17 protein-coding genes are annotated in these 21,890 nt (G+C 68.6%); 7 read left to right on the forward strand and 10 right to left on the reverse strand.

What is annotated here, in order from left to right; all coding sequences use genetic code 11:
* Positions 1-229: 229 nt before the first annotated feature.
* Together ACFO27_RS00800 and icd are read right to left on the reverse strand one after the other, a co-directional pair.
* The gene (locus tag ACFO27_RS00800) at positions 230-2,800 is read right to left on the reverse strand and encodes a bifunctional diguanylate cyclase/phosphodiesterase (protein WP_376815579.1); all 2,571 of its coding nucleotides are present in this window, start codon (positions 2,798-2,800) and stop codon (positions 230-232) included.
* A 246-nt stretch (positions 2,801-3,046) separates the two neighbouring features.
* A complete protein-coding gene (gene icd / locus ACFO27_RS00805; protein ID WP_323023910.1) occupies positions 3,047-4,303 on the reverse strand; it encodes an NADP-dependent isocitrate dehydrogenase in 1,257 nt (418 codons plus the stop codon).
* Between the two features lie 181 nt (positions 4,304-4,484).
* Here icd and ACFO27_RS00810 point away from each other — a divergent pair, with 181 nt between their 5' ends.
* Positions 4,485-4,916: a DUF1841 family protein gene (locus ACFO27_RS00810; RefSeq protein WP_323023909.1), complete on the forward strand. Its 432-nt coding sequence runs from the start codon at positions 4,485-4,487 to the stop codon at positions 4,914-4,916.
* A gap of 185 nt (positions 4,917-5,101) precedes the next feature.
* Here ACFO27_RS00810 and ACFO27_RS00815 read toward each other — a convergent pair whose 3' ends face one another.
* Positions 5,102-5,458, reverse strand: coding sequence for a c-type cytochrome (locus ACFO27_RS00815; protein ID WP_376815580.1), 357 nt, complete (start codon positions 5,456-5,458; stop codon positions 5,102-5,104).
* A 17-nt stretch (positions 5,459-5,475) separates the two neighbouring features.
* Complete coding sequence (locus ACFO27_RS00820; protein ID WP_376815581.1) at positions 5,476-5,817, reverse strand: c-type cytochrome; 342 nt, start codon at positions 5,815-5,817, stop codon at positions 5,476-5,478.
* Positions 5,818-5,998: 181 nt separating this feature from the next.
* Between ACFO27_RS00820 and ACFO27_RS00825 the strand changes: the two genes are divergently transcribed.
* Genes ACFO27_RS00825 through ACFO27_RS00835 form a run of 3 tightly spaced genes read left to right on the forward strand, consistent with a single transcriptional unit; the run spans position 5,999 to position 8,717 of the window.
* Positions 5,999-6,862, forward strand: coding sequence for an AAA family ATPase (locus ACFO27_RS00825; protein ID WP_376815582.1), 864 nt, complete (start codon positions 5,999-6,001; stop codon positions 6,860-6,862).
* A 50-nt stretch (positions 6,863-6,912) separates the two neighbouring features.
* The gene (locus tag ACFO27_RS00830) at positions 6,913-7,527 is read left to right on the forward strand and encodes a GNAT family N-acetyltransferase (RefSeq protein WP_376815583.1); all 615 of its coding nucleotides are present in this window, start codon (positions 6,913-6,915) and stop codon (positions 7,525-7,527) included.
* A 20-nt stretch (positions 7,528-7,547) separates the two neighbouring features.
* On the forward strand, positions 7,548-8,717 hold the full coding sequence (locus ACFO27_RS00835; RefSeq protein WP_376815584.1) for a vWA domain-containing protein: 1,170 nt from the start codon (positions 7,548-7,550) through the stop codon (positions 8,715-8,717).
* 42 nt (positions 8,718-8,759) lie between these two features.
* Here the strand turns inward: ACFO27_RS00835 and aptA are convergent, their stop codons facing one another.
* The gene (aptA, locus tag ACFO27_RS00840; RefSeq protein WP_462936696.1) at positions 8,760-10,091 is read right to left on the reverse strand and encodes an omega-aminotransferase AptA; all 1,332 of its coding nucleotides are present in this window, start codon (positions 10,089-10,091) and stop codon (positions 8,760-8,762) included.
* A 172-nt stretch (positions 10,092-10,263) separates the two neighbouring features.
* Between aptA and ACFO27_RS00845 the strand changes: the two genes are divergently transcribed.
* Together ACFO27_RS00845 and ACFO27_RS00850 are read left to right on the forward strand one after the other, a co-directional pair.
* A complete protein-coding gene (locus ACFO27_RS00845) occupies positions 10,264-11,697 on the forward strand; it encodes an aminotransferase-like domain-containing protein (RefSeq protein WP_376815585.1) in 1,434 nt (477 codons plus the stop codon).
* Positions 11,698-11,815: 118 nt separating this feature from the next.
* Positions 11,816-14,638 carry a M16 family metallopeptidase gene (locus ACFO27_RS00850; RefSeq protein ID WP_376815586.1) on the forward strand — a complete coding sequence of 941 codons (2,823 nt, stop codon included), beginning with the start codon at positions 11,816-11,818 and terminating at the stop codon, positions 14,636-14,638.
* Positions 14,639-14,714: 76 nt separating this feature from the next.
* Here the strand turns inward: ACFO27_RS00850 and dnaJ are convergent, their stop codons facing one another.
* From dnaJ to hrcA, 5 genes are all read right to left on the reverse strand, one after another.
* Positions 14,715-15,848 (reverse strand): molecular chaperone DnaJ, encoded by a 1,134-nt coding sequence (gene dnaJ, locus ACFO27_RS00855; RefSeq protein ID WP_376815587.1) that lies wholly within the window; start codon positions 15,846-15,848, stop codon positions 14,715-14,717.
* A 177-nt stretch (positions 15,849-16,025) separates the two neighbouring features.
* Positions 16,026-17,948 (reverse strand): molecular chaperone DnaK, encoded by a 1,923-nt coding sequence (gene dnaK, locus ACFO27_RS00860; RefSeq protein ID WP_376815588.1) that lies wholly within the window; start codon positions 17,946-17,948, stop codon positions 16,026-16,028.
* A gap of 101 nt (positions 17,949-18,049) precedes the next feature.
* Positions 18,050-18,622 (reverse strand): nucleotide exchange factor GrpE, encoded by a 573-nt coding sequence (gene grpE, locus ACFO27_RS00865; RefSeq protein WP_376815589.1) that lies wholly within the window; start codon positions 18,620-18,622, stop codon positions 18,050-18,052.
* Positions 18,623-18,768: 146 nt separating this feature from the next.
* The gene (hemH, locus tag ACFO27_RS00870; protein ID WP_376815590.1) at positions 18,769-19,815 is read right to left on the reverse strand and encodes a ferrochelatase; all 1,047 of its coding nucleotides are present in this window, start codon (positions 19,813-19,815) and stop codon (positions 18,769-18,771) included.
* A gap of 25 nt (positions 19,816-19,840) precedes the next feature.
* Complete coding sequence (gene hrcA, locus ACFO27_RS00875) at positions 19,841-20,854, reverse strand: heat-inducible transcriptional repressor HrcA (RefSeq protein ID WP_376815591.1); 1,014 nt, start codon at positions 20,852-20,854, stop codon at positions 19,841-19,843.
* Positions 20,855-20,970: 116 nt separating this feature from the next.
* Here hrcA and ACFO27_RS00880 point away from each other — a divergent pair, with 116 nt between their 5' ends.
* The gene (locus ACFO27_RS00880; RefSeq protein ID WP_376815592.1) at positions 20,971-21,873 is read left to right on the forward strand and encodes an NAD kinase; all 903 of its coding nucleotides are present in this window, start codon (positions 20,971-20,973) and stop codon (positions 21,871-21,873) included.
* Positions 21,874-21,890 lie beyond the last annotated feature (17 nt).

Below are 21,890 nucleotides of genomic sequence, written 5' to 3' on the forward strand. Positions count from 1 at the left end.
ATAGGCATTGATTTCGCCGCATCAGGCGGGGCAGGGATCCCGCCACGCCCCCGGTGGCGGGCCCCAAAATGGACCGGGGCCGACGATTGTGTCGTCGGCCCCGCCAGATTTTTGTTTCTTATGGGTACTGCCACAAATGAAAGCGCCATCTCCGTGGCGCCAGTGCCCAGCAGGGCTGTCTCCTCACCTGCATGGGCTGCATTATGCCGTCTGTATCCACAAATGACACCTAGGGAAGTCCCGTAGCCGGCGCCGGCCTGCCGAACAGGAACCCCTGCGCATGGACACAGCCCATGGACAGCAGCACGTCCCGCTGGGCCGTGCTTTCCACGCCTTCGGCGACCACGTCCAGATCCAGCGAGGCGGCCAGGCTGAGCACGGCCGACACGATGGCCGTGCTGCGCTGCTGCGCGCCCAGCCCCAGCGGCGCGATGAAGGAACGATCGATCTTCAGCGTCCGCAGCGGAAAGCGGTGCACGTGGCTGAGCGAGGAATAGCCGGTGCCGAAATCGTCCAGCGCGATGCGCACGCCGGCCTCGTGCAGGCTGCCCAGGATCTCGGCCGCCGCGTCCGGGTCCGACAGCAGGGAGCTCTCGGTGACTTCGACGCACAGCTGGTCCACCGCGACGCCGGCCCACGCCGCCAGGTCGAGCAGGCGCCGGGGGAAATTCCGGCTGTGGAAATGGCACGGCGAGATATTGATGTTCAGGATCTTGTCCGGCCCCAGCAGCGCGGGCGCGGCCTGGCAGGCCAGGCGGTACATGTGCCAGTCGATCGTCTCGATCAGGCCGGTTTCCTCGGCCGCGGGCAGGAACTGGCCGGGGCCCAGCACGCCGTACTCCGGGTGCCGCCAGCGGATCAGGGCCTCGTATCCGGTGACGTCGCCGTCCGCCAGGCGCACGATGGGCTGGAAATAGGACATGAACTGCTCCTTTTCCAGCGCGACGCGCATCTGCTGCTCCAGGTCGAGCACGTTCATGGCCGACGCGTGCAGGGCCTCGTCGAACAGCACGAAGCGCTGGCGGCCCGCCGCCTTGGCCCGATACAGGGCGGTATCGGCGTCGTGCAGCAGCTGGTCGACCGTCCGGTAGGCCTGGCGGCTCATCGCGATGCCGATGCTGACCGAGACATGCAGCTGGCGGCCGCCCACCTCGATGGCCTCGGCCATCCGGGCCTGGATGCGCTCGGCGACCAGGCAGGCCGAGGAAGGCTGCGGACAGTTCTCGAGGAGGACGGCGAACTCGTCGCCCGACAGCCGGCCGACGATGTCGGGCGCCCGCACGCAATCGGCCATCCGGGCCGAGACGATGCGTAGGACCTCGTCGCCCACTCCGTGCCCCAGGCCATCGTTGAACAGCTTGAAGCGGTCCACGTCCAGGTACAGCAGCGCGAAGCTGCGCGCCGGATCGAGTTTCTGTGCGCCGAGCGCGCGCTCCAGGCGCTCGCGCAGGTACAGGCGGTTGGGCAGGCCGGTGAGCGAATCGTGCATGACCTGGTGCTTGAGCTGCTTCTGCGCCCGTTCCCGGACCACGATCTGCCGGCGCAATTCCTGCGTGCGTTCCTGGACCCGCTGCTCCAGTTGGGCGTTCAGGGCCTGCAAGGCCTCGGCCTGCTGGCGCCGCTGCAGGGTGCTGGCGATCTGGTAGGACACGAAGGTCAGCAGCTCGGCGTCCTGCTGCGTGTAATGCAGATCGGACCGATAGCTCTGCACCACGACGACGCCCATCACGCCGCGCGCGCCCATCAGGGGCGCCCCCAGCCAGGAGACGGCCGGCGTGCCGTAGGTCGCCGCGTCCACCTCGCCCTGCTCGATCAGCGCGCCGATCGCCTCCGCTTCGAACCGGAGGGTCCGCGCGCAGCGGATCGCGTATTCGCTCATGCCCCGGCCCATGGGCCGGCGCACGAGCTCCGCTCCCGAACTGTCCACGTAATAGGGGAAGTCCAGCCACTGGCCATCGTCGGACACCAGCGCGATACAGAAGCTCTCGGCGTTGAGCAGCTCGCCCACGGCCTGGTGGATGCTGCGATAGAAGGCCTCGTTGCTGTCCTGCCCATGGCCGAGCGCGGCGATCCGGTACAGCGTCGCCTGCAGGTGCACCGCCCGCTCGCTTTCGCGCACCTGTTCCTGCAGCCGGTCATTGGCGAGGGCCAGCTCGCGCGTGCGCTCGGCCACCCGGCGCTCCAGGGCCTCCTGCCCCAGCTTGCGCTCGACGGCGTTCAGCACGTGCCCGGCCACGAACGCCAGCACGTGCTCGTCGGACTGCGTGTATCCCCTGCCCTCCTCGTAGCTCTGCACGGCCAGGATGCCGAAGACCTGTCCGTTCCGGCACATCGGCACCGCCATGAAATCCACCGAGGGCGTCCCGACCCCGTGCCCCTGTTCCAGCCCCAGGGCGCGGGCGATCTCGTTCGACGGCCCGCGCATGGGGCGGGCCCGCCGGATCAGGCGCAGGGTGATGGTGTCGCTCAGCTGCCCGACGGTGAATTCCTGGTCGGGCCGGTAGACCTGCCCGTCCATGACGTCGGAGAAATAGACGAACCGGACCGTCTCACGCTGCGGATCGTGCAGGGCGATATAGAAATTTTCCGCGTACATCAGCTGGGAGACGATGCGGTGCAGCCCTTCGAGCAGGCTTTGCATGTCCAGCCCGGAAGCCGCCATGTCGGCGATGGCGAACAACGCCCGCTGCAGGCGTTCGGAATGCTCGAGGCGCTGCACTGAAGCCTGCAGACGCTCGATGGCCCCCGTCTCGGTCATTTCCGTCGAGCCCGACGGATTCGTCCGGCGCTCATGACTCATTACGATCCCCAGTGGCACTGCGCGATGCGCTGATCCCTGCCGTCCTGTCCACGAGTATACCGGCCGGCGGCCGGGACCAAAGGATGGAAAAATCGGGTGAATCCGCCGCCTGCGGGCGCGACGGCGGCGCCGGGCCCCAATAATGGAAAAGGCCCCGCCTTCCGAAGAAGGCGGGGCCCCGCATGCCGGCCCGGCCGGGCGGCCGGGCCGAAACCCGCGTCCCGCGCAAGGCGGGACGGCGCGCGATCACATGTTCTCGATCATCACCTGGCCGAAACCGGAGCACGACACTTGCGTTGCGCCTTCCATCAGGCGGGCGAAGTCGTAGGTGACCTTCTTCGACAGGATGGACTTTTCCATGCTGCTGATGATCAGGTCGGCGGCCTCGGTCCAGCCCATGTGGCGCAGCATCATTTCGGCCGACAGGATTTCCGAACCCGGGTTGACGTAGTCCTTGCCGGCGTACTTCGGCGCGGTGCCGTGGGTGGCTTCGAACATGGCCACGGAATCCGACAGGTTGGCGCCCGGGGCGATGCCGATCCCGCCGACCTGGGCGGCCAGTGCGTCGGAGATGTAGTCGCCGTTCAGGTTGAGCGTGGCGATGACGTCGTATTCGGCCGGGCGCAGCAGGATCTGCTGCAGGAAGGCGTCGGCGATGACGTCCTTGACCACGATGTCGCGGCCGGTCTTGGGGTTCTTGAACTTGCACCACGGGCCGCCGTCCACCAGCTGGGCGCCGAATTCCTTCTGGGCCAGGGCGTAGCCCCAGTCGCGGAAGCCGCCTTCGGTGAACTTCATGATGTTGCCCTTGTGCACCAGCGTGACGCTCGGGCGGTCGTTGTCGATGGCGTACTGGATGGCCTTGCGCACCAGGCGTTCCGTGCCTTCGCGCGACACGGGCTTGACGCCGATGCCGGACGTGCCCGGGAAGCGGATCTTCTTGACGCCCAGCTTGTCCTGCAGGAATTCGATGAGCTGGCGGGCCTTGTCGGACTCGGCCTCGAATTCGATGCCGGCGTAGATGTCCTCGGAGTTTTCGCGGAAGATGACCATGTCGGTCTTTTCCGGCTCGCGCACGGGCGAAGGCACGCCCTTGAAGTAGCGCACCGGGCGCAGGCAGACGTACAGGTCCAGTTCCTGGCGCAGGGCCACGTTCAGGGAACGGATGCCGCCGCCCACCGGCGTGGTCAGCGGGCCCTTGATGGACACGACGTACTCGCGCACGGCTTCCAGGGTTTCCTCGGGCAGCCAGACGTCCGGACCGTAGATCTTGGTGGACTTTTCGCCGGCGTAGACTTCCATCCAGTGGATCTTGCGCTTGCCGCCGTAGGCCTTGGCCACCGCCGCGTCCACGACCTTCAGCATCACCGGGGTGATGTCCTGGCCAGTGCCGTCGCCCTCGATGTAGGGAACGATGGGCTCATCGGGGATGTTCAGGGAGAAATCGGCGTTGACCGTGATCTTCTGTCCGCCGGCCGGGACCTTGATGTGCTGATAGGACATGGGTGCTCCAGTGTTGCTGGGTTTGTTGTGCAAGAGAAGGGGAATCAGTCTTATATAAGAGTTTAGCGTAAACTGGCCGTCGGCAAACAGCCTTTCGCCCTTATTCTACCGGCCGGCACCCCGGAAATACCCGAATCCGCGGGTTAAAATGGATGACCCGGCCCGTCTTCCCCCTTCCCCCATGTTCAATCCTTCCAAGGAACAGGTCCGCGCGTTCTTCACCGACGCCTGGCGCAAGCGCCGCGAAGGCGGGGTGCTGACGCCGCTGGAAACCATGGCCGCCGACCTGGTCGAGCGCCACCCCGAATACCACGACGACCTGCAGGACCCGGACGCCGCCGAACGCGACTACCCGGTCGAGGCCGGCCGCACCAACCCGTTCCTGCACCTGTCGATGCACCTGGCGATCCAGGAACAGCTGTCGATCGACCACCCGCCCGGCATCCGGGCGGCCTGGAACGCGCTGTTGCAGGGCCGCGACGAACACGAGGCCGCCCACGTCATCATGGAAGCCCTGGGCGAGGTCGTCTGGGAAGCCCAGCGGCTGGGCAAGCCGCTGGACAACGAACGCTACCTAGACCTGATCCGGCGCCACGCCACGCGCGACCGCTGAACGGGAAGAACGGTCCGCATCCGCCCCGGCGGCGAGACGCCCGCCCTGGGCGCACGGCCCCGGACGAAACCCGGACGAAAAAGGGTTCGGGACGCAGAAACGTCCCGGCGAAGCACCATTCCCAACAAAGAGACGCCCGCCGGGCGCGCGGGCCGGGCGGGCGTTCGGCGAAAGGACGCCGCGCGCTACTTGCGCACGGCCAGCGGCGAGGGCTGGGTCGACAGCCAGGCGGAGATGTTCTCGATGTCGGCGGCCGACAGCTGCGTGGCCATGGCGCCCATGATGGCGTTCTTGCGCACGTTGGCCGAGGCCGGCGCCCCCGCCTGGCCGCGCTGGTAGGCGGTCAGGGCGTGGGCCAGGTAATCCTGGTGCTGTCCGGCCAGGATCGGATAATCGGGCTGCAGCGGCGACTTGGCGTCGGCCCCGTGGCAGGAGACGCAGGTGTATTTCTCGAAGGCGGCCTTGCCGGCCTGCAGGTCGGCCGCGCGGGCGCCGGTGGCCGCCAGTCCGAGGCCCAGCAGGGCAATCCACAATGTACGCATGATGGTCTTCCCCCGGATCACTTGAGGCTGGAATAGTAGGCCGCGACGTCGGCCATGTCCTGCTCGGACAGGGACCGCGCAATGGCGTCCATGGTCGGGAAGGAACGCGCGCCGCTGGCGTATTCCTTCAGCGCCGCGACGATGTAGGGCGCGTTCTGACCGGCGATCATGGGGACGTGGTACAACTCGGGATAGGCGGCCTTGTAGCCCGGAATGCCGTGGCAGCCGATGCACATGGACACCTTCTGGGCGCCGGCCTGGGCATTGCCCTGCACGGCGGGCGGATCGGCCGCCAGGGCCGGACCGGCCAGCAGACAGGACGCCGCCACCACGACGGCGCCCAAACCACGATCAAGCATTGCTCGCGACTTCATATGGCCTCTTGTCTCTCTGATTCATATTGTGTCGGCATCGGCCACCCTCCTGCCGGGCCGATGAGGCATGTCGATTGTACGATAATTGTTTCGATACAGTCAGACATGAAAATTTCAAGTCCATAATATCCGCCTTCCCTGCCCCCGGCGCCTCTTTTCCGCTTCCATGAACCCCACGCCCGCCACCGCCCCGAACGGCCGTTTCGACGGCACCGACCGCTACGTCGCCACAGAATCCCTGAAAACCGCCGTCAACGCCGCCCTGGCGCTGCAGCGCCCGCTGCTGGTCAAGGGCGAGCCCGGAACCGGCAAGACCCTGCTGGCCGAGGAAGTCGCCCGCGCCCTGGACCGGCCCCTGCTGCAATGGCACATCAAGTCCACGACCAAGGCGCAGCAGGGCCTGTACGAATACGACGCCGTCTCGCGCCTGCGCGATTCCCAGCTGGGCGAGGCCGCCGTGCACGACATCCGCAACTACATCGTGCAGGGCGTGCTGTGGCAGGCCTTCGAGTCGGAGCGGCCCTGCGTGGTGCTGATCGACGAGATCGACAAGGCCGACATCGAATTCCCCAACGACCTGCTGCGCGAACTGGACCGCATGGAATTCCACGTCTACGAGACCCGCCAGACCGTCCGCGCGCGCCACAAGCCCCTGATCATCATCACCTCGAACAACGAGAAGGACCTGCCCGACGCGTTCCTGCGGCGCTGTTTCTTCCACTACATCGAATTCCCCGACCGCCAGACCCTGACCGACATCGTGGCGGTCCATTTCCCGGACCTGCGCGCCGACGTCCTGGGCGCGGCCCTGGACGCGTTCTTCCGCCTGCGCGAGGTCCCGGGACTGAAGAAGCGTCCCTCGACCTCGGAATTCCTGGACTGGCTGCACCTGCTGCTGGCCGAATCCGTGCCGCCCGACAGCCTGGCGCGAGGCGACGTCCCGCCGCTGGCCGGCGCCCTGCTGAAGAACGAACAGGACCTGAACCTGCTGCGGCGGCTGGCCGCCCTGACGCAGCGCGGCGGACGCTGACGGCCGGACGCCGGAACGCCCTCTCCGATTCCCAACCACCGGACCGACCCATGAACACCCCCGGTTTCAAGCAAGCGCCCCGTCCCGTCACCCTGGAAGGCCACGGCGTGCGCCTGGTCCCCCTGTCTCCCGACCACGCCGGCGGCCTGCGCGCCGCCGCCGCCGACGGCGAGCTCTGGAACCTGCGCGTCACCTCGGTGCCCGAGCCCGACCAGACCGGGTCCTACATCGCCCAGGCCCTGAAGGGCCGGGACGACGGCCACATGCTGCCTTTCGCCGTCACCGACGCCGCAAGCGGCGCCATCCTGGGCACCACGCGCTATCACGACATCGTGCCGGCGGTCGCCCGGCTGGAGATCGGCTACACCTGGTACGCCCGTTCGCGCCAGCGCACCCACGTCAACACGGCCTGCAAGCTGCTGCTGCTCGAACACGCCTTCGACGCCCTGGGCGCCGCCGTGGTGGGCTGGCGCACCGACAACTACAACCACGCTTCCCAGCGCGCCATCGAGCGCCTGGGCGCGCATCGCGACGGCGTGATCCGCCACCACGCGCCGCGCCGCGACGGCACCGTGCGCGACACGGTCATGTACAGCCTGCTGGCGGGCGAATGGCCCGAGGTCCGCGCCCATCTGCTCTATCAGCTGCGCCGCCCCCGCGCCTGAAAAGCCCCGCCTTCCCCGCCATGCTGACCGACTTCTTCACCCAGTTGCGCGCCGCCGGCATCCCGGTCTCGATCCGAGAATACCTGAGCCTGCTGGAGCTGCTGTGCAGTCCCGCCGCGCCCGCCAGCACGGAAGAGTTCTATCACCTGGCGCGCCTGGCGCTGGTCAAGGACGAGACCCGCTACGACCGCTACGACCGGGTCTTCGCCGCCTTCATCGGCCAGCTCCAGGCCCGCGCGGGCGGCCCGGACATCCCGCCGGACTGGCTCGTCCAGACCTTCCGCAAGCAGCTCACCGACGAGGAAAAGGCGGCCCTGGAAAGGCACGGCTGGGACCGGCTGATGGAGATGTTCCGCGAACGCCTGGCCGAACAAAAGGAACGCCACGCGGGCGGCAGCAAATGGATCGGCACCGGGGGCTCGTCGCCCTTCGGCCACGGCGGCTACCATCCCGAAGGCATCCGCGTCGGCGGCCCCTCGGCCGGCAACCGCACCGCCATCAAAGTCTGGGAACGGCGCGACTACCGCGACTACGACGACCAGCAGACCCTGGGCACGCGCAATTTCAAGATGGCGCTGCGGCGCCTGCGGCGCTTCGCCCGCCAGGGCGCGGCGCTGGAGCTGGACATGCCCGGCACAATCCGCGGCACCGCCGAGCAGGCCGGAATGCTGGACCTGCGCTGGGTGCCCGAGCGCCACAACGCGGTCAAGGTCCTGATGCTGCTGGACGTGGGCGGCAGCATGGACGACCACATCGCCCGCATCGAATCCCTGTTTTCCGCCGCGCGCAGCGAATTCCGGCACCTGGAGGTCTATTACTTCCACAACTGCCCCTACGAATCCGTCTGGCGCCACAACAGCCGCCGCCACGGCGAGCGCATCGAGACCTGGGATCTGCTGCGCACCTACGGCGAGGACTGGCGCCTGATCCTGGTGGGGGATGCTTCCATGAGCCCCTACGAACTGCTGTATCCGGGCGGGTCCATCGAGCACCACAACGAGGAAACCGGCGCCGCCTGGCTGCAGCGCATCCTGGGCCGCTGGCCGCGCGCCGTCTGGCTGAATCCGGAACCGTCCGGATCCTGGCCCTACCGCCAGTCCATCGCGCTGATCAAAGAACTGATGCACGAGCGCATGTTCGGCATGACGATGGACGGCCTGGAGCAGGCCATGCGGCTGCTGTCGAAATAAGGCCGTCCCGATCAGCCCGTCCCGGCGAGGGCCGGCGGCGGCTCAATCCACGGTGGACAGCACGTCGGCCAGCGTGCCGAAGATCTGTCCGATCTGTGTCTCGTCGATGATGAGCGGCGGCGAGATCGCGATGATGTCGCCGGTATAGCGGACCAGCACCCCTTTGTCGAAGCATTTCCCGAACACCTCGGCGGCCCGGGCCCCGGGCGCGCCCGGGCGGGGGGCCAGTTCGATGCCGGCCACCAGCCCCAGGTTGCGAATGTCGATGACGTGGCGGCGGCCCTTCAGCGCATGCGCGGCCTCTTCGAAAGGCGCCGACAGCGTCTTCGCCCGATCGAACAGTCCCTCGTCCCGGTAGATGCCCAGGGCGGCGCGGATCGCCGCCGTCGCCAGCGGGTGCGCGGAATAAGTGTAGCCGTGGAAGAACTCGATGCCGGCCGCGCTGGCCTCGATGATGGTGTCATGCACGGACCTGCGCACGGCGACCGCGCCGGCGGGCACGGCGGCGTTGCTGATGCCCTTGGCCAGGGTGATCAGGTCGGGGGTGACGCCGAAGAATTCGCTGGCGGTGGCCGCGCCCAGGCGGCCGAAGCCGGTGATGACCTCGTCGAAGATCAGCAGGATGCCGTGTTTTTCCGTAATGGCCCGCAACCTTTCCAGGTAGCCCTTGGGCGGCACCAGCACGCCGGTGGATCCCGCCAGCGGCTCGACGATGACGGCGGCGATCGTCGAGGCGTCGTGCAGCGCGACGATGCTTTCGAGGGCGTCGGCGAACCGTTCGCCCCCCCAGGACGGCTGGCCCCGCGAAAAGGCGTTGTGCTCCAGGTCGTGGGTGTGCGGCAAATGATCCACGCCCGGCAGCAGCACCCCGGAGAACGCCTTGCGGTTGGGGGAGATGCCGCCCACCGAGATGCCGCCGAAGCCGACGCCGTGATAGCCGCGCTCGCGGCCGATCAGGCGGGTCCTCTGGCCCTCGCCGCGCGCCCGGTGGTACGCCAGCGCGATCTTGAGCGCCGTATCGACCGACTCGGAGCCCGAATTGGTGAAAAACACCCGGTCCAGGCCGGCGGGCATCAGGGCGGCCACGTCGGAGGCCGCCCGGAAGGAGTCTTCGTGGCCGATCTGGAAGCTGGGGGCGTAGTCGAGATGCGCGGCCTGCCGGCTGATCGCGTCGACGATGGGCTGCCGGCCATGCCCCGCATTGACGCACCAGAGGCCCGACGTGCCGTCCAGCACCTGGCGGCCGTCCGCGGCGGTGTAGTACATGCCCTTGGCGGCGGCGAGCATGCGGGGATGCGCCTTGAACTGGCGGTTCGCGGTGAAGGGCATCCACAAATTGGACAGGTCGGGGGAATGTGTCGCTTCGGTTTGCATGGCAGCCTCTCAATCCGGGAGTCCGGGGACCAGGACGAATGCCCCCATTCTCGGCCGGCCCGTGCGCGCAGGCCATAGACGGTGACAGGATGGCCGGATAACTGTATCGTTCGAATTGAGACAACTGTATTGAAAACGGCCCCTCGAGGCGCCGTGCGCCGAAGGGGCATCCATGATCCTGTTCGAACCGGACCGCCGGCGGAAAACGGCTCCCACCCTGGTGGACCAGACCGTCGCGGCGCTGGAAAGCGCCATCCGCGCCCACACGCTGCGCCCGGGGATGGCCCTGCCGTCGATCAGGCGGTTCGCCCGGGACCACGGACTGAGCACGTTCACCGTCATGGCGGCCTACAACCGCCTGGTCGCCCGCGGCCTGCTGCAATCTCGGCCGGGGGCCGACTTTCGCGTCAGCCGCCGGAAGCAGGCCGCACCCGCGCCGGTGCCCGAATGGGTGGCGCCGCGCATCGGTTCCTCCTGGCTCCTGGCCGACGTGTTCGCCGATCATTCGATCTCGATCAAGGCGGGCTGCGGCTGGCTGCCGCCGGACTGGCACGACCAGGCCGGCCTGCCGCATGCCCTGCGCCAGCTCAGCCGCGTCCCGATCAGCCAGATGTCGGCCTATGGGCATCCGCTCGGCTACCGCCCCTTGCGCGAACACATCGCCTGCCGCCTGCTGGAGCACGGGCTCGAAGTCGAGCCCGACCAGATCCTGCTGACCCACGGGGCGACCCAGGCGCTGGACATCGTCATCCGCACCCTGCTGCGCCCGGGCGACCACGTGGCCGCCGAGGCGCCCTGCTACGCCAACCTGCTGCAGATCCTGGCCCTGAACCGCATCACGGTCCACGCGGTGCCCAGGACGGCGGAAGGCGTCCACGAAGAAACGCTCGAAGACCTGGCGCGCAGGCATCCGATCCGCGCGATGTTCGTGACGACGGTGCTGCAGAATCCGACCGGCGCCAGTTTCTCGATGGCCGGGGCATTCCGGCTGCTGCGGCTGGCCGAGCGCCATGCCTTCCTGGTCGTGGAGGACGACACGTCCCGCGATCTCCTGCCCGAACCCGCGCCCATGCTCGCCGCGCTGGCGGGTCCCAGCCGGGTGATCTACGTCTCCGGCTTCTCGAAGAGCGTGGCGCCCTCCATCCGCGTGGGCTACCTAGCCTGCGCCAGGCCCCTGGCGGACCCATGCGCCCGCACCAAGATGTCGCTCGGCCTGACCTCGGCCGAAGTGATGGAGCGGGCTGTCCATCACGTCCTGCGGGACGGCCGCCATGTCACCTACCTGCGCGGCATCCGCGAACGCCTGCGCCTGGCCCACGACCAGGTCGCCGCGGCCATGCGCGCCCACGGATTCGAGATCTGGGGGGAACCGGGCGCCGGGCTGTTCCTGTGGGCCAGGCCGCCATCCCCGCGCGCGTCGGGGGACGGCATGATCGAACTGACCTCGCAGGCGCTGAAGGCCGGCATCTGGCTGGCCCCCGGCAGCTACTTCGACCCGGACGGCCGTGAGGAAGGCTGGCTGCGCTTCAATGTCGCGTACTCCGGCGATCCTCGCCTGTGGAGTTTCTTCCGGGAAGCGCTGGGTCTCCCCGCTCCCGGGGCATAGCCTCGAAGCGGCCGGCCGACGCGCCCGGCGAGGAATCCGGCGGAATCCGGGCGCTCCCGGGCCACCATGCGTTAATGTTATGGCTCACGCACATTCACCCATGGATTTTCCTGAGACCATGTCCCGGCTGAAACCCCTGCTCTTCCCGCTTCTCGCCTTCTGCCTGCTGACGGCGCCGATCCCGCCCCACGCCGCGCACGCCGCGCCGGCGGCAGCCTCCCCGGCCGCAACCGCCTCCGGCCCCGCCCTCGCTCCCGCAACCGCCCCCTCCCCCGCCCTGCCCGCGGGCGTGCGCCAGGTCGTCATGATCGAGGGCGTGGCCGAATACCGCCTGGACAACGGCCTGCAGGTGCTGCTGGCCCCGGACGATTCGCGCGCCCAGACCACGGTGAACATGAGCTACCGCGTCGGCTCGCGCAACGAGGGACCGGGCGAGACCGGCATGGCGCACCTGCTGGAGCACCTGCTGTTTCGCGGCAGCCCGAAGTACCCGGACGCCCTGGCCGAATTCGCGCGCCGGGGGCTGGCGGCCAACGGCTCGACCACCGCCGACCTGACGAACTACTACGCGACCTTCGCCAGCGACCCGGAGACGCTGCGCTGGTACCTGGCCTGGCAGGCCGACGCCATGCTGAACGCGCGCATCGCCCGCGCGGACCTGGACGCGGAAATGCCGGTGGTGCGCAACGAGATGGAGCGCGGCGAGAACAGCCCGTTCAGCATGCTGATGCAGCAGGTCGCCTCGGCCGCCTACGTCTGGCACCCCTACGGCCGCAGCGTCATCGGCGCGCGCTCCGACGTGGAGCACGTCGGCATCGAGCCGCTGCGCGCGTTCTACCATCGCTACTACCAGCCCGACAACGCCACGCTGATCGTCACCGGCCGCTTCGACGCGCGGCAGGCGCTGCAATGGATCGCACGGGAGTTCGGCCCCATCGCCCGGCCGGCCCGCGCGCTGCCGCCCGAATACACGGTCGAGCCCGTCCAGCAGGGCGCGCGCAGCGTCACCCTGCGGCGCATCGGCGGCAGCCCCATCGCCCTGGCGCAATACCACCTGCCGGAGGCCGCCAGCGATGCCTACACGGCCCTGTCCATCGGCAGCGCCATGCTGGCCGACACTCCGGCCGGCCCGCTCTACCAGGCCCTGGTGGCCAAGGGTCTGGCCAGCAGCGTGTTCGGCTTCGCACGGCCCATGAAGCAGCCCGGCTACGCGGTATTCGGCGCGCAGGTCCAGCCCGGCGCGGATCCGCACGCGGCGCTGTCCGCCCTGGAACACGTGCTGGAAGCCGGGGGGATCGGCCAACTGGACCAGGCCGCCCTGGACCGCATCCGCACCGCCTGGCTGAACGACTGGAAGCAGACCTTCAACCAGTCCGGCGCGCTGGCCCAGGCCCTGTCCGACGCGGTCGCCTGGGGAGACTGGCGCCTGTTCTTCATCGAACGCCTGCGGGTCCGGGCGCTGACGCTGGACACGGTCCGCGCGCAACTGGGCGCCTGGCTGCTGCCCAGCAACCGGACCAGCGGGCTGTACCTGCCGACGCCCGACCCGAAGGACGCGCCCGCGCCCGCTCCGGCCGATCTCCAGCCCTGGATCGGGCGGCTCGACACCGGCACGGAACGTCCCGCCGTGGCCGCCTTCGACACCCGCCCCCTGGCCATCGACGCCGCCACCCGGCGCAGCGTCCTGGCCCTGCCCAACGGGCCGGTCGACCTGGCCCTGCTGCCCAAGGCAACCGCTGGAGAGCAGGTCCATGCCGTGCTGCGCATGGGCTTCGGCGACGCCGACGAGTTGCGCGGCCAGGGCCTGACGCCCTTCGCCACCGGCGCCATGCTGCTGCGCGGCGCCCGCGACATGAGCCGCCAGCAGATCGAGGACCGCCTGAACGAACTGGACTCCGAACTGTCGTTCGGCACCGACGGCAACGTCCTGAACGTCTCCCTGCGCAGTTCCCGCGAGCACCTGTCCGACGCGCTGGACCTGGTCTTCCACCTGCTGCGCGCGCCCGCGTTCCCGGAAAACGAGCTGGAACGGCTCAAGCGCAGCCTGCGCACCCGCGTGGAGGACGACGCCTCGAGCCCGGCCTACCTGGTGCGCAACACGCTGCGGCGCCACGACCAGCCCTGGGCTCCGGACGACATCCGCTACACCCCCACGACCGCCGAGGTCCTGGCCCAGGTCGGGGACCTGAGCCGCGACCGGCTGCGGAAGTTCCACGACCGGTTCTACGGCGCGGGCCATCTATCCCTGGCGGTGGTCGGGGACTTCGATCCCGCAGACGTGGAACGGCGCCTGCGCGCCGGGCTGGATGGCTGGCGCGCGGCGCCGGCCTACGAGCGCCTGCCGGACCCCTGGTACGCCATGAAGCCCGAACTCTTCCGCATCCCCGCTCCCGGCAAGGCCAATGCGGAATACCGGGCCGTCCTGCCCCTGAAGCTGCGCGACACCGATCCGCGCTGGCCCGCGCTGATGCTGGCCAACTACCTGATCGGGGGTTCGGAGGATTCCAGGCTGTGGCAGGGCATCCGGGTGCGCGGCGGCCTGTCCTACGGCGTGGGCAGCGCCGTGAGCGCCTCGCCCTTCGAGGACTCCGGCGCCTGGACGCTGTTCGCCAGCACGGCCGCCCGCAACGCCGGGGCGCTGCGGGACGCGATGCGCACGGTCCTGGACGAAACCCTGAAGACCGGCTTCACCCAGGCCGAGGTCGACCAGGGCGTCCAGTCCCTGGTGAACTACCTGGAGCTGGGACGTTCCGACGACGCCTACCTGGCCGGCCGCTGGATCGACTACCTGGACACGGACCGCAGCTTCGCCTGGCAGCAGCGCGTCATCGACCAGTTGCGCGGCCTGAAGGCCGGACAGGTCAACGCCGCGATGCGCGACCTGCTGAAACCCGACGCGCTCAGCATCGCCGTGGCCGCGGATCCCGATCCGAAGCCTTGAACGGACCGCTGGCGCAAAAAACCCCGCGGCCGGCCGATGCCGGGGCGCGGGGTCGCGAGCGGAAGCCGGGCCGGCGTCAGGAGAAGAAGTTCTTCACCTTGTCGGTCCAGGATTCGCTCTTGGGCGAATGGCGGTCGCCGCCGCTGTTCAGGGAGGCTTCGAACTGGCGCAGCAGCGCCTTCTGCTCATCGTTCAGGCGCACCGGGGTTTCCACCACGATGTGACAGTACAGGTCGCCGGGGTAGCTGGAACGCACGCCCTTGATGCCCTTGCCGCGCAGCCGGAAAGTCTTGCCGGTCTGGGTGCCTTCGGGGATGGTGATTTCCCCGCGCCCCGACAATGTCGGGACTTCCTGCACGCCGCCCAGCGCCGCCTTGGTGAAGGGGATGGTCAGCTCGCAGTGCAGGTCCTCGCCCTGGCGCTCGAAGATGCCGTGCGGCTTGATGCGAATTTCGACGTACAGGTCGCCCGGAGGGCCGCCGTTCAGGCCCGGCTCGCCGTTGCCGGTGGAACGGATGCGCATGCCGTCGTCGATCCCGGCCGGGATCTTGACCTGCAGGGTCTTGTTCTTGCGCACGCGGCCCACGCCGTCGCAATCGCCGCAAGGATCGGTGATTTCCTGGCCGGTGCCGTGGCAGGTCGGGCAGGTCTGCTGGACGCTGAAGAAGCCCTGCTGCATGCGCACGGCGCCGCTGCCGCCGCAGGAGCGGCAGGTGCGCGGCGAGGTGCCGGGCTTGGCGCCCGAGCCATGGCAGGTGTCGCAGGATTCCCAGCTGGGGATGCGGATCTCGGTGTCGAAGCCGTTGGCCGCCTGTTCCAAACTGATTTCCAGGGAATATTTCAGGTCGGCGCCGCGATAGACCTGCGGACCGCCACCGCCCCGGCGGCCCGCGGCGCCGCCGAAGATTTCCCCGAAGATGTCGCCGAAGGCATCGGCGAAACCGCCCGCCCCGCCGTTCATGCCCGCGCCGGCCGCCGCGTTCGGATCCACGCCCGCGTGGCCGAAGCGGTCATAGGCCGCGCGCTTCTCCGCGTCGGACAGTATCTCGTAGGCTTCCTTGGCCTCCTTGAACTTGTCCTCGGCCTCCTTGCTGTCCGGATTGCGGTCCGGATGGTATTTCATGGCCAGCTTGCGGTAGGCCTTGCGGATGTCGTCGTCCGAGGCGTTCTTGGCTACGCCCAGGACGTCGTAAAAATCTCGTTTTGCCATGGATTCGGGTTGCCTGTGCTAGGCGCTGCAGATTGAAGGACGCATGCCCGGCCCGGCGAAAGACCGGTTCCGGGCAAGCTTGCTGTTCCACCGGGCGGCTTGCAAGCCGCCCCCCGGACTCGCCACACGGCGCGGCCCCTGGAGGCCGTTCCGTGTCCTGGCTCATCCGGCGGAGGCTCAGTCGCGCTTCACTTCCTTGAAGTCGGCATCGACGACATCGTCTTCCGCCGGCTTGGCGCCATCGGCCGCGGCCGCGCCCTCGGCCGCCTGCTTGGCCTGCATGTCGGCGTACATCTTCTCGCCGAGCTTCTGCGAGGCGGTGGACAGGGCCTCGACCTTGGCGTCGATGGCGGCCTTGTCATCGCCCTTGATGGCTTCTTCCAGGTCCTTGATGGCCGACTCGATCGCTTCCTTTTCGGCGGCTTCGAGCTTGTCGCCGTATTCCGTCAGGGACTTGCGCGTGGCGTGGACCAGGCCGTCGGCCTGGTTGCGCGCCTGCGCCAGTTCCGCGATGCGGTGGTCTTCCTCGGCATTGGCCTCGGCGTCCTTCACCATGCGTTCGATCTCGTCCTCGGTCAGGCCGGAGCTGGCCTTGATCGTGATCTTGTTTTCCTTGCCGGTGCCCTTGTCCTTGGCCGACACGTGCAGGATGCCGTTGGCGTCGATGTCGAAAGTGACCTCGATCTGCGGCAGGCCGCGCGGGGCCGGCGGGATGCCTTCCAGGTTGAACTCGCCCAGGGCCTTGTTGCCCGCGGCGACCTCGCGCTCGCCCTGGTAGACCTTGATGGTCACCGCCGGCTGGTTGTCGTCCGCCGTGGAGAACACCTGCGAGAAGCGCGTCGGGATGGTGGTGTTCTTCTTGATCATCTTGGTCATGACGCCGCCCAGGGTCTCGATCCCCAGCGACAGCGGCGTCACGTCCAGCAGCAGCACGTCCTTGCGGTCGCCCGACAGCACGGAGCCCTGGATGGCGGCGCCGGCGGCGACGGCCTCGTCGGGGTTCACGTCCTTGCGCGGTTCGCGGCCGAAGAATTCCTTGACCTTTTCCTGCACCTTGGGCATGCGGGTCATGCCGCCGACCAGGATCACGTCGTCGATGTCGGAGACCTTGACGCCGGCGTCCTTGATCGCCACGCGGCAGGGCTCGATCGTGCGTTCGATCAGTTCCTCGACCAGCGCTTCCAGCTTGGAGCGGGTGATCTTCAGGTTCAGGTGCTTGGGACCGGAGGCATCGGCCGTGATGTAAGGCAGGTTGATCTCGGTCTGCTGCGTGGAGGACAGCTCGATCTTGGCCTTTTCGGCGGCTTCCTTCAGGCGCTGCAGGGCGAGCACGTCCTTGGAGAGATCAACGCCGGATTCCTTCTTGAACTCGGCGATGATGTACTCGATGATGCGCTGGTCGAAGTCCTCGCCGCCCAGGAAGGTGTCGCCGTTGGTCGACAGCACCTCAAACTGCTTTTCGCCGTCCACGTCCGCGATTTCGATGATGGACACGTCGAAGGTCCCGCCGCCCAGGTCATAGACGACGATCTTGCGGTCGCCGCGCTCGGACTTGTCCAGGCCGAAGGCCAGGGCCGCCGCAGTGGGCTCGTTGATGATGCGCTTGACTTCCAGGCCGGCGATGCGGCCGGCGTCCTTGGTCGCCTGGCGCTGACTGTCGTTGAAGTAGGCCGGCACCGTGATCACGGCCTCGGTGACTTCCTCGCCCAGGTAATCCTCGGCGGTCTTCTTCATCTTGCGCAGGATGTCGGCGGACACTTGCGGGGGGGCGAGCTTCTTGTCCTGGGCTTCGACCCAGGCGTCGCCGTTGTCGGCCTTGATGATCCTGTAGGGCATCAGGTCGATGTCCTTCTGCACGGCCTTTTCCTCGAACTTGCGGCCGATCAGGCGCTTGACCGCGAAGATGGTGTTCTTCGGATTGGTGACGGCCTGGCGCTTGGCCGGGGCGCCCACCAGGATTTCGCCGTCCTGCATGTAGGCGACGATGGAAGGCGTGGTGCGCGCGCCTTCGGAATTCTCGATGATCTTCACCTTGGAGCCGTCCAGCACTGCGACGCAGCTGTTGGTCGTACCCAGGTCGATGCCGATGATCTTGCTCATGTTGGATCCTGTCGATGTTTGAATGAGTGGACGGGCCTCGCGCCCGCCGATGAGTCGAATATGGGGCCGCCGGACCCGGTTTCAAGGTCCGGGCGGGCGCTTCAGGCCGGGCCGGCCGACACCATGACCAGCGCCGGACGCAGCACGCGGTCGGCGATCAGGTAGCCCTTCTGCAGCGTCTGGGCGACGGCGCCCTGGGGATGTTCGGAGGGCACGTTGGAAATCGCCTGGTGGCGGTGCGGGTCGAAGGGGTCGCCGGGCACCGGGGCGATCTCGCTCATCTGGTTGCGCTCGAAGGCGCTGTTCAGCTGCCGCAGGGTGGCCTCGACACCCAGGCGCCAGTCCTCGGCGGTCTGGTTTTCCTGGGCCAGCGCGGCCTCCAGGCTGTCGCGCACGGGAATCAGGCTCTCGGCGAAGGCTTCCGTGCCGAACTTGCGGGCCTTGGCCACGTCTTCCTGGGCGCGGCGGCGGACGTTCTCGACCTCCGCATGGGCGCGCAGCAACTGGTCGTGATATTCGGCGACCTGCTTCTGGGCCTCGTCGAGCAGCGCGGCGAGGTCTTCGCCCGGCTGGGCGGCGGCGGGTTCGGCGCCATCGGCCGCGCCCTGGCTGGCGGGTTGATTTTCGGCGCTCGGCGCGGCTTGCGGATCCAAGTCTTCCTGGGGTGCCGACATGGTGAAATCTCCAATGCTGAAATAGGTGAACAAGTTGGTAAATGGGGATGGCGGGGGCGTTCTTCAAGGCCCCAGGCGGCGGACCGGGAAGGCCGGATCCCGGCCCCGGACGGCGGGCCGCCCGGGTGGATGAGTCCGTCCGGCGGCTACGTCCAGCCGGCCAGGTTGTCGGCGATCAGTCCGGCGAAATCCCGCGCCCAGTCCGGGTCGGCGTTCAGGCAGGGAATATAGCGGAACGCCCGCCCGCCCGCCGCCAGGAAGGCCTCGCGGCAGCCCATGTCGATTTCTTCCAGCGTCTCCAGGCAGTCGGCCAGGAAGCCGGGGCACATCAGGTCCACCGTGCCAACGCCTTCCCTGCCCCAGGCCTCCAGCGTGGGCTGGGTGTAGGGCTGCAGCCAGGGCGCCGCCCCGAAGCGGCTCTGGAAGGTCACGTGCAGGCGCGCGCCGTCGGCGCCCAGGCGGTCGCGCAGGGCTCGCGCGGTCTGCTGGCAATCGCGGAAATAGGGATCGCCCTGGCGCACCGACCGCTGGGGCAGGCCGTGGAAGCTGAGGAGCAGCCGGTCGGGCTTGCCCGACCGTTCCCAATGCGCGCGCACCGCGCGGTGCAGCGCCTCTATATAGGCGTCGGACGTATGGAAGCGGTCCAGGAAGCGCAGCGTGGGCTGGTGACGCAGCCGCGCCAGGCGCGCGGCCACCGCGTCCACGGCCGTGGCCGTGGTGCTGGCGGCGTATTGGGGGTACATCGGCACCGCCAGGATGCGGCCGCAGCCGGCCGCGCGCAGTGCATCCAGGGCGCCGTCCAGGGCCGGACGGCCGTAGCGCATGCCCAGCTCGACCCGGACGTCCAGGCCGCGGCCGCGCAGGGACGCCGCCACGGCGTCGGCCAGGTCCTGGCTGTGCACCAGCAGGGGCGAGCCCCGATCGAGCCAGATCTGGGCGTATTTCGGGGCGATGGCGGCCGGCCGCCGCGTCAGCACGAACAGGCGCAGGATGAGCTGCCACAGCGCGGCGGGCAGTTCCACCACGCGTGGGTCGGACAGGAACTCGCCCAGGTAGCGGCGGACCGCCGCCGGGGTCGGCGCATCGGGCGTGCCCAGGTTGATCAGCAGGACGCCCAGCGGCCCGCGGCCGGGCCCGGGCGCGTCCGGGTCGAGCGCCCGGGGATCGGGCGCTTCGGGGAGGAAACGGCTCATGGTCGGGACACAGGAAAAGGCGGCATCAGGACGCCGCCTGGCCGAGGACGTTGGAGAGCATGCGTGCGGTGATGTCGACGATGGGGATGACCCGGTCATAGGCCATGCGGCTGGGGCCGATGACGCCCAGCGTGCCGATCACCTGGCCGTCGACCCCGTAGGGGGCGGTGATGACCGACACGTCCTCCAGCGGCACCAGGCGGGAATCGCCGCCGATGTAGATCTGCACGCCCTGGGCGCGGCTGGAGACGTCCAGCAGGTGCAGCAGGTCGGTCTTCTGCTCGAACAGCTGGAACAGGCGGCGCAGCCGGTCCATGTCGGCCGTCATCTCGGACACGCCCAGCAGCTTGCCCTCGCCGGAGATGACCACGGCCTCGTCGTCCGTGTCCGGCGAATCCAGGCCGGCGTCCACGGCCTGCTGCATCAGGCGGGAGATGTCGGTGCGCAGCGAGGCGAGCTCGTCGGTCAGCGCCAGGCGGACCGCGTGGAAGGACTTGCCGGAGAAATGCCGGTTGAAGAAATTGGAGGCTTCCAGCAGCTCGGCTTCCGAGTATTCGCGCGGGACGAACAGGATGCGGTTCTGCACGTCGCCGTTGGGCGTGACGATGATCAGCAGCACGCGCCGGTCCGACAGGCGGATGAATTCGATGTGGCGGAACACCTGGGTGCGCTTGGGCGTGAGCACCACGCCCGCGAATTGCGACAGGTTCGACAACAGCGAGGCCGCCGCGGTCACGGCGCGGCCGGGTTCGGCCGCCGGCAGGCAATCCTCGATCCGCAGGTCGGGGCTGAGTTCGTAGGGACGCGCGGTCAGCAGGCTGTCGACGAACATGCGGTAGCCGCGCGGCGTGGGCACGCGGCCCGCCGAGGTGTGCGGGCTGTGGATCAGGCCCAGGTCTTCCAGGTCGGCCATGACGTTGCGGATCGTGGCCGGAGAGAGATCAAAGACCTTTGACAGCGTGCGCGACCCCACGGGCTGGCCGTCCGCGATATAGCGTTCGACCAGCGCCTTCAGCAACGTCTTGGCTCGATCATCCATGTCCATTTCATCCAGCATGCGGGATGGAAACGGCCCGCCCGCATCGGCAGCCGCGCCCTCCTCCCCTATAATCGGATACGCCTATTATTCCATTAATTCCGGGAGACCCCCCGCCCATGCACTTCAAGACCGTCGCCCTGATCGGCCGCCACCAGGACAGCGGCATGGACGCGCCCCTGCGCCGATTGGGCCAGGTCCTGTCCGCGGCGGGATGCGACGTCCTGATCGAGGCCGACACGGGCCGCAACACCGGCGTCGCCGATTTCCCTCTGGCCTCCTACGAGGACATCGGCGCGCGCGCCGACCTGGCCATCATCATGGGCGGCGACGGCACCATGCTGGCGGCCGCTCGCCAGTTGGCCACGTCCGGCGTGGCCATGATCGGCATCAACCACGGCCGCCTGGGCTTCATCACCGACATCCCCCTGGGCAGCGCCGACGAGGCCATCACCCGCGTCCTGAACGGCGCCTTCGTCCAGGACGAACGCATCCTCCTCGAAGGCCGCGTCATGCGCGGCGAAGAAACGATCTTCTCCGGCATGGCCCTGAACGACGTGATCATCAACCGCGCCGGCCGCGGCGGCATGATCGAACTGCGCGTCGAATGCAACGGCGCCTTTATGCACAGCCAGCGCGCCGACGGCCTGATCATCGCCACGCCCACGGGATCGACGGCCTACGCCCTGTCGGCCGGCGGGCCGATCCTGCACCCCCAGGTCGACGCCCTGGTGCTGGTGCCCGTCGCGCCGCAGACCCTGTCTAACCGGCCCATCACCCTGCCCGACGACAGCGTGCTGAACATCACCATCAGCGCCCTGGGCCGGGTGGAATCGGGCGCCAGCGTGCACTTCGACATGCAGGCCCTGTCCAACTGCCAGGAAGGCGACCGCATCGACGTGCGCCGCAGCCCCCACCGCGTCCGTTTCCTGCACCCCCAGGGCTACAGCTATTTCGCCACCCTGCGCAGCAAGCTGAACTGGAACCGCATGCTGCACCCCTGGGACGAACCCGACCAATAGGGCCGACGGCCCCAGCC

The organism is Castellaniella denitrificans (genome assembly GCF_042653765.1).
In the GTDB taxonomy this organism is placed as follows: Bacteria; Pseudomonadota; Gammaproteobacteria; order Burkholderiales; family Burkholderiaceae_B; genus Castellaniella; species Castellaniella denitrificans.

Coding starts and splice junctions, on each gene's coding strand:
- grpE (WP_376815589.1), bottom strand. CDS start 18,622: ATGTCGGCACCCCAGGAAGACTTGGATCCGCAAGCCGCGCCGAGCGCC.
- ACFO27_RS00810 (WP_323023909.1), top strand. CDS start 4,485: ATGTTCAATCCTTCCAAGGAACAGGTCCGCGCGTTCTTCACCGACGCC.
- hemH (WP_376815590.1), bottom strand. CDS start 19,815: ATGAGCCGTTTCCTCCCCGAAGCGCCCGATCCCCGGGCGCTCGACCCG.
- ACFO27_RS00820 (WP_376815581.1), bottom strand. CDS start 5,817: ATGCTTGATCGTGGTTTGGGCGCCGTCGTGGTGGCGGCGTCCTGTCTG.
- ACFO27_RS00825 (WP_376815582.1), top strand. CDS start 5,999: ATGAACCCCACGCCCGCCACCGCCCCGAACGGCCGTTTCGACGGCACC.
- hrcA (WP_376815591.1), bottom strand. CDS start 20,854: ATGGATGATCGAGCCAAGACGTTGCTGAAGGCGCTGGTCGAACGCTAT.
- ACFO27_RS00815 (WP_376815580.1), bottom strand. CDS start 5,458: ATGCGTACATTGTGGATTGCCCTGCTGGGCCTCGGACTGGCGGCCACC.
- ACFO27_RS00845 (WP_376815585.1), top strand. CDS start 10,264: ATGATCCTGTTCGAACCGGACCGCCGGCGGAAAACGGCTCCCACCCTG.
- icd (WP_323023910.1), bottom strand. CDS start 4,303: ATGTCCTATCAGCACATCAAGGTCCCGGCCGGCGGACAGAAGATCACG.
- ACFO27_RS00880 (WP_376815592.1), top strand. CDS start 20,971: ATGCACTTCAAGACCGTCGCCCTGATCGGCCGCCACCAGGACAGCGGC.
- ACFO27_RS00850 (WP_376815586.1), top strand. CDS start 11,816: ATGTCCCGGCTGAAACCCCTGCTCTTCCCGCTTCTCGCCTTCTGCCTG.
- ACFO27_RS00800 (WP_376815579.1), bottom strand. CDS start 2,800: ATGAGTCATGAGCGCCGGACGAATCCGTCGGGCTCGACGGAAATGACC.
- dnaJ (WP_376815587.1), bottom strand. CDS start 15,848: ATGGCAAAACGAGATTTTTACGACGTCCTGGGCGTAGCCAAGAACGCC.
- ACFO27_RS00835 (WP_376815584.1), top strand. CDS start 7,548: ATGCTGACCGACTTCTTCACCCAGTTGCGCGCCGCCGGCATCCCGGTC.
- ACFO27_RS00830 (WP_376815583.1), top strand. CDS start 6,913: ATGAACACCCCCGGTTTCAAGCAAGCGCCCCGTCCCGTCACCCTGGAA.
- aptA (WP_462936696.1), bottom strand. CDS start 10,091: ATGCAAACCGAAGCGACACATTCCCCCGACCTGTCCAATTTGTGGATG.
- dnaK (WP_376815588.1), bottom strand. CDS start 17,948: ATGAGCAAGATCATCGGCATCGACCTGGGTACGACCAACAGCTGCGTC.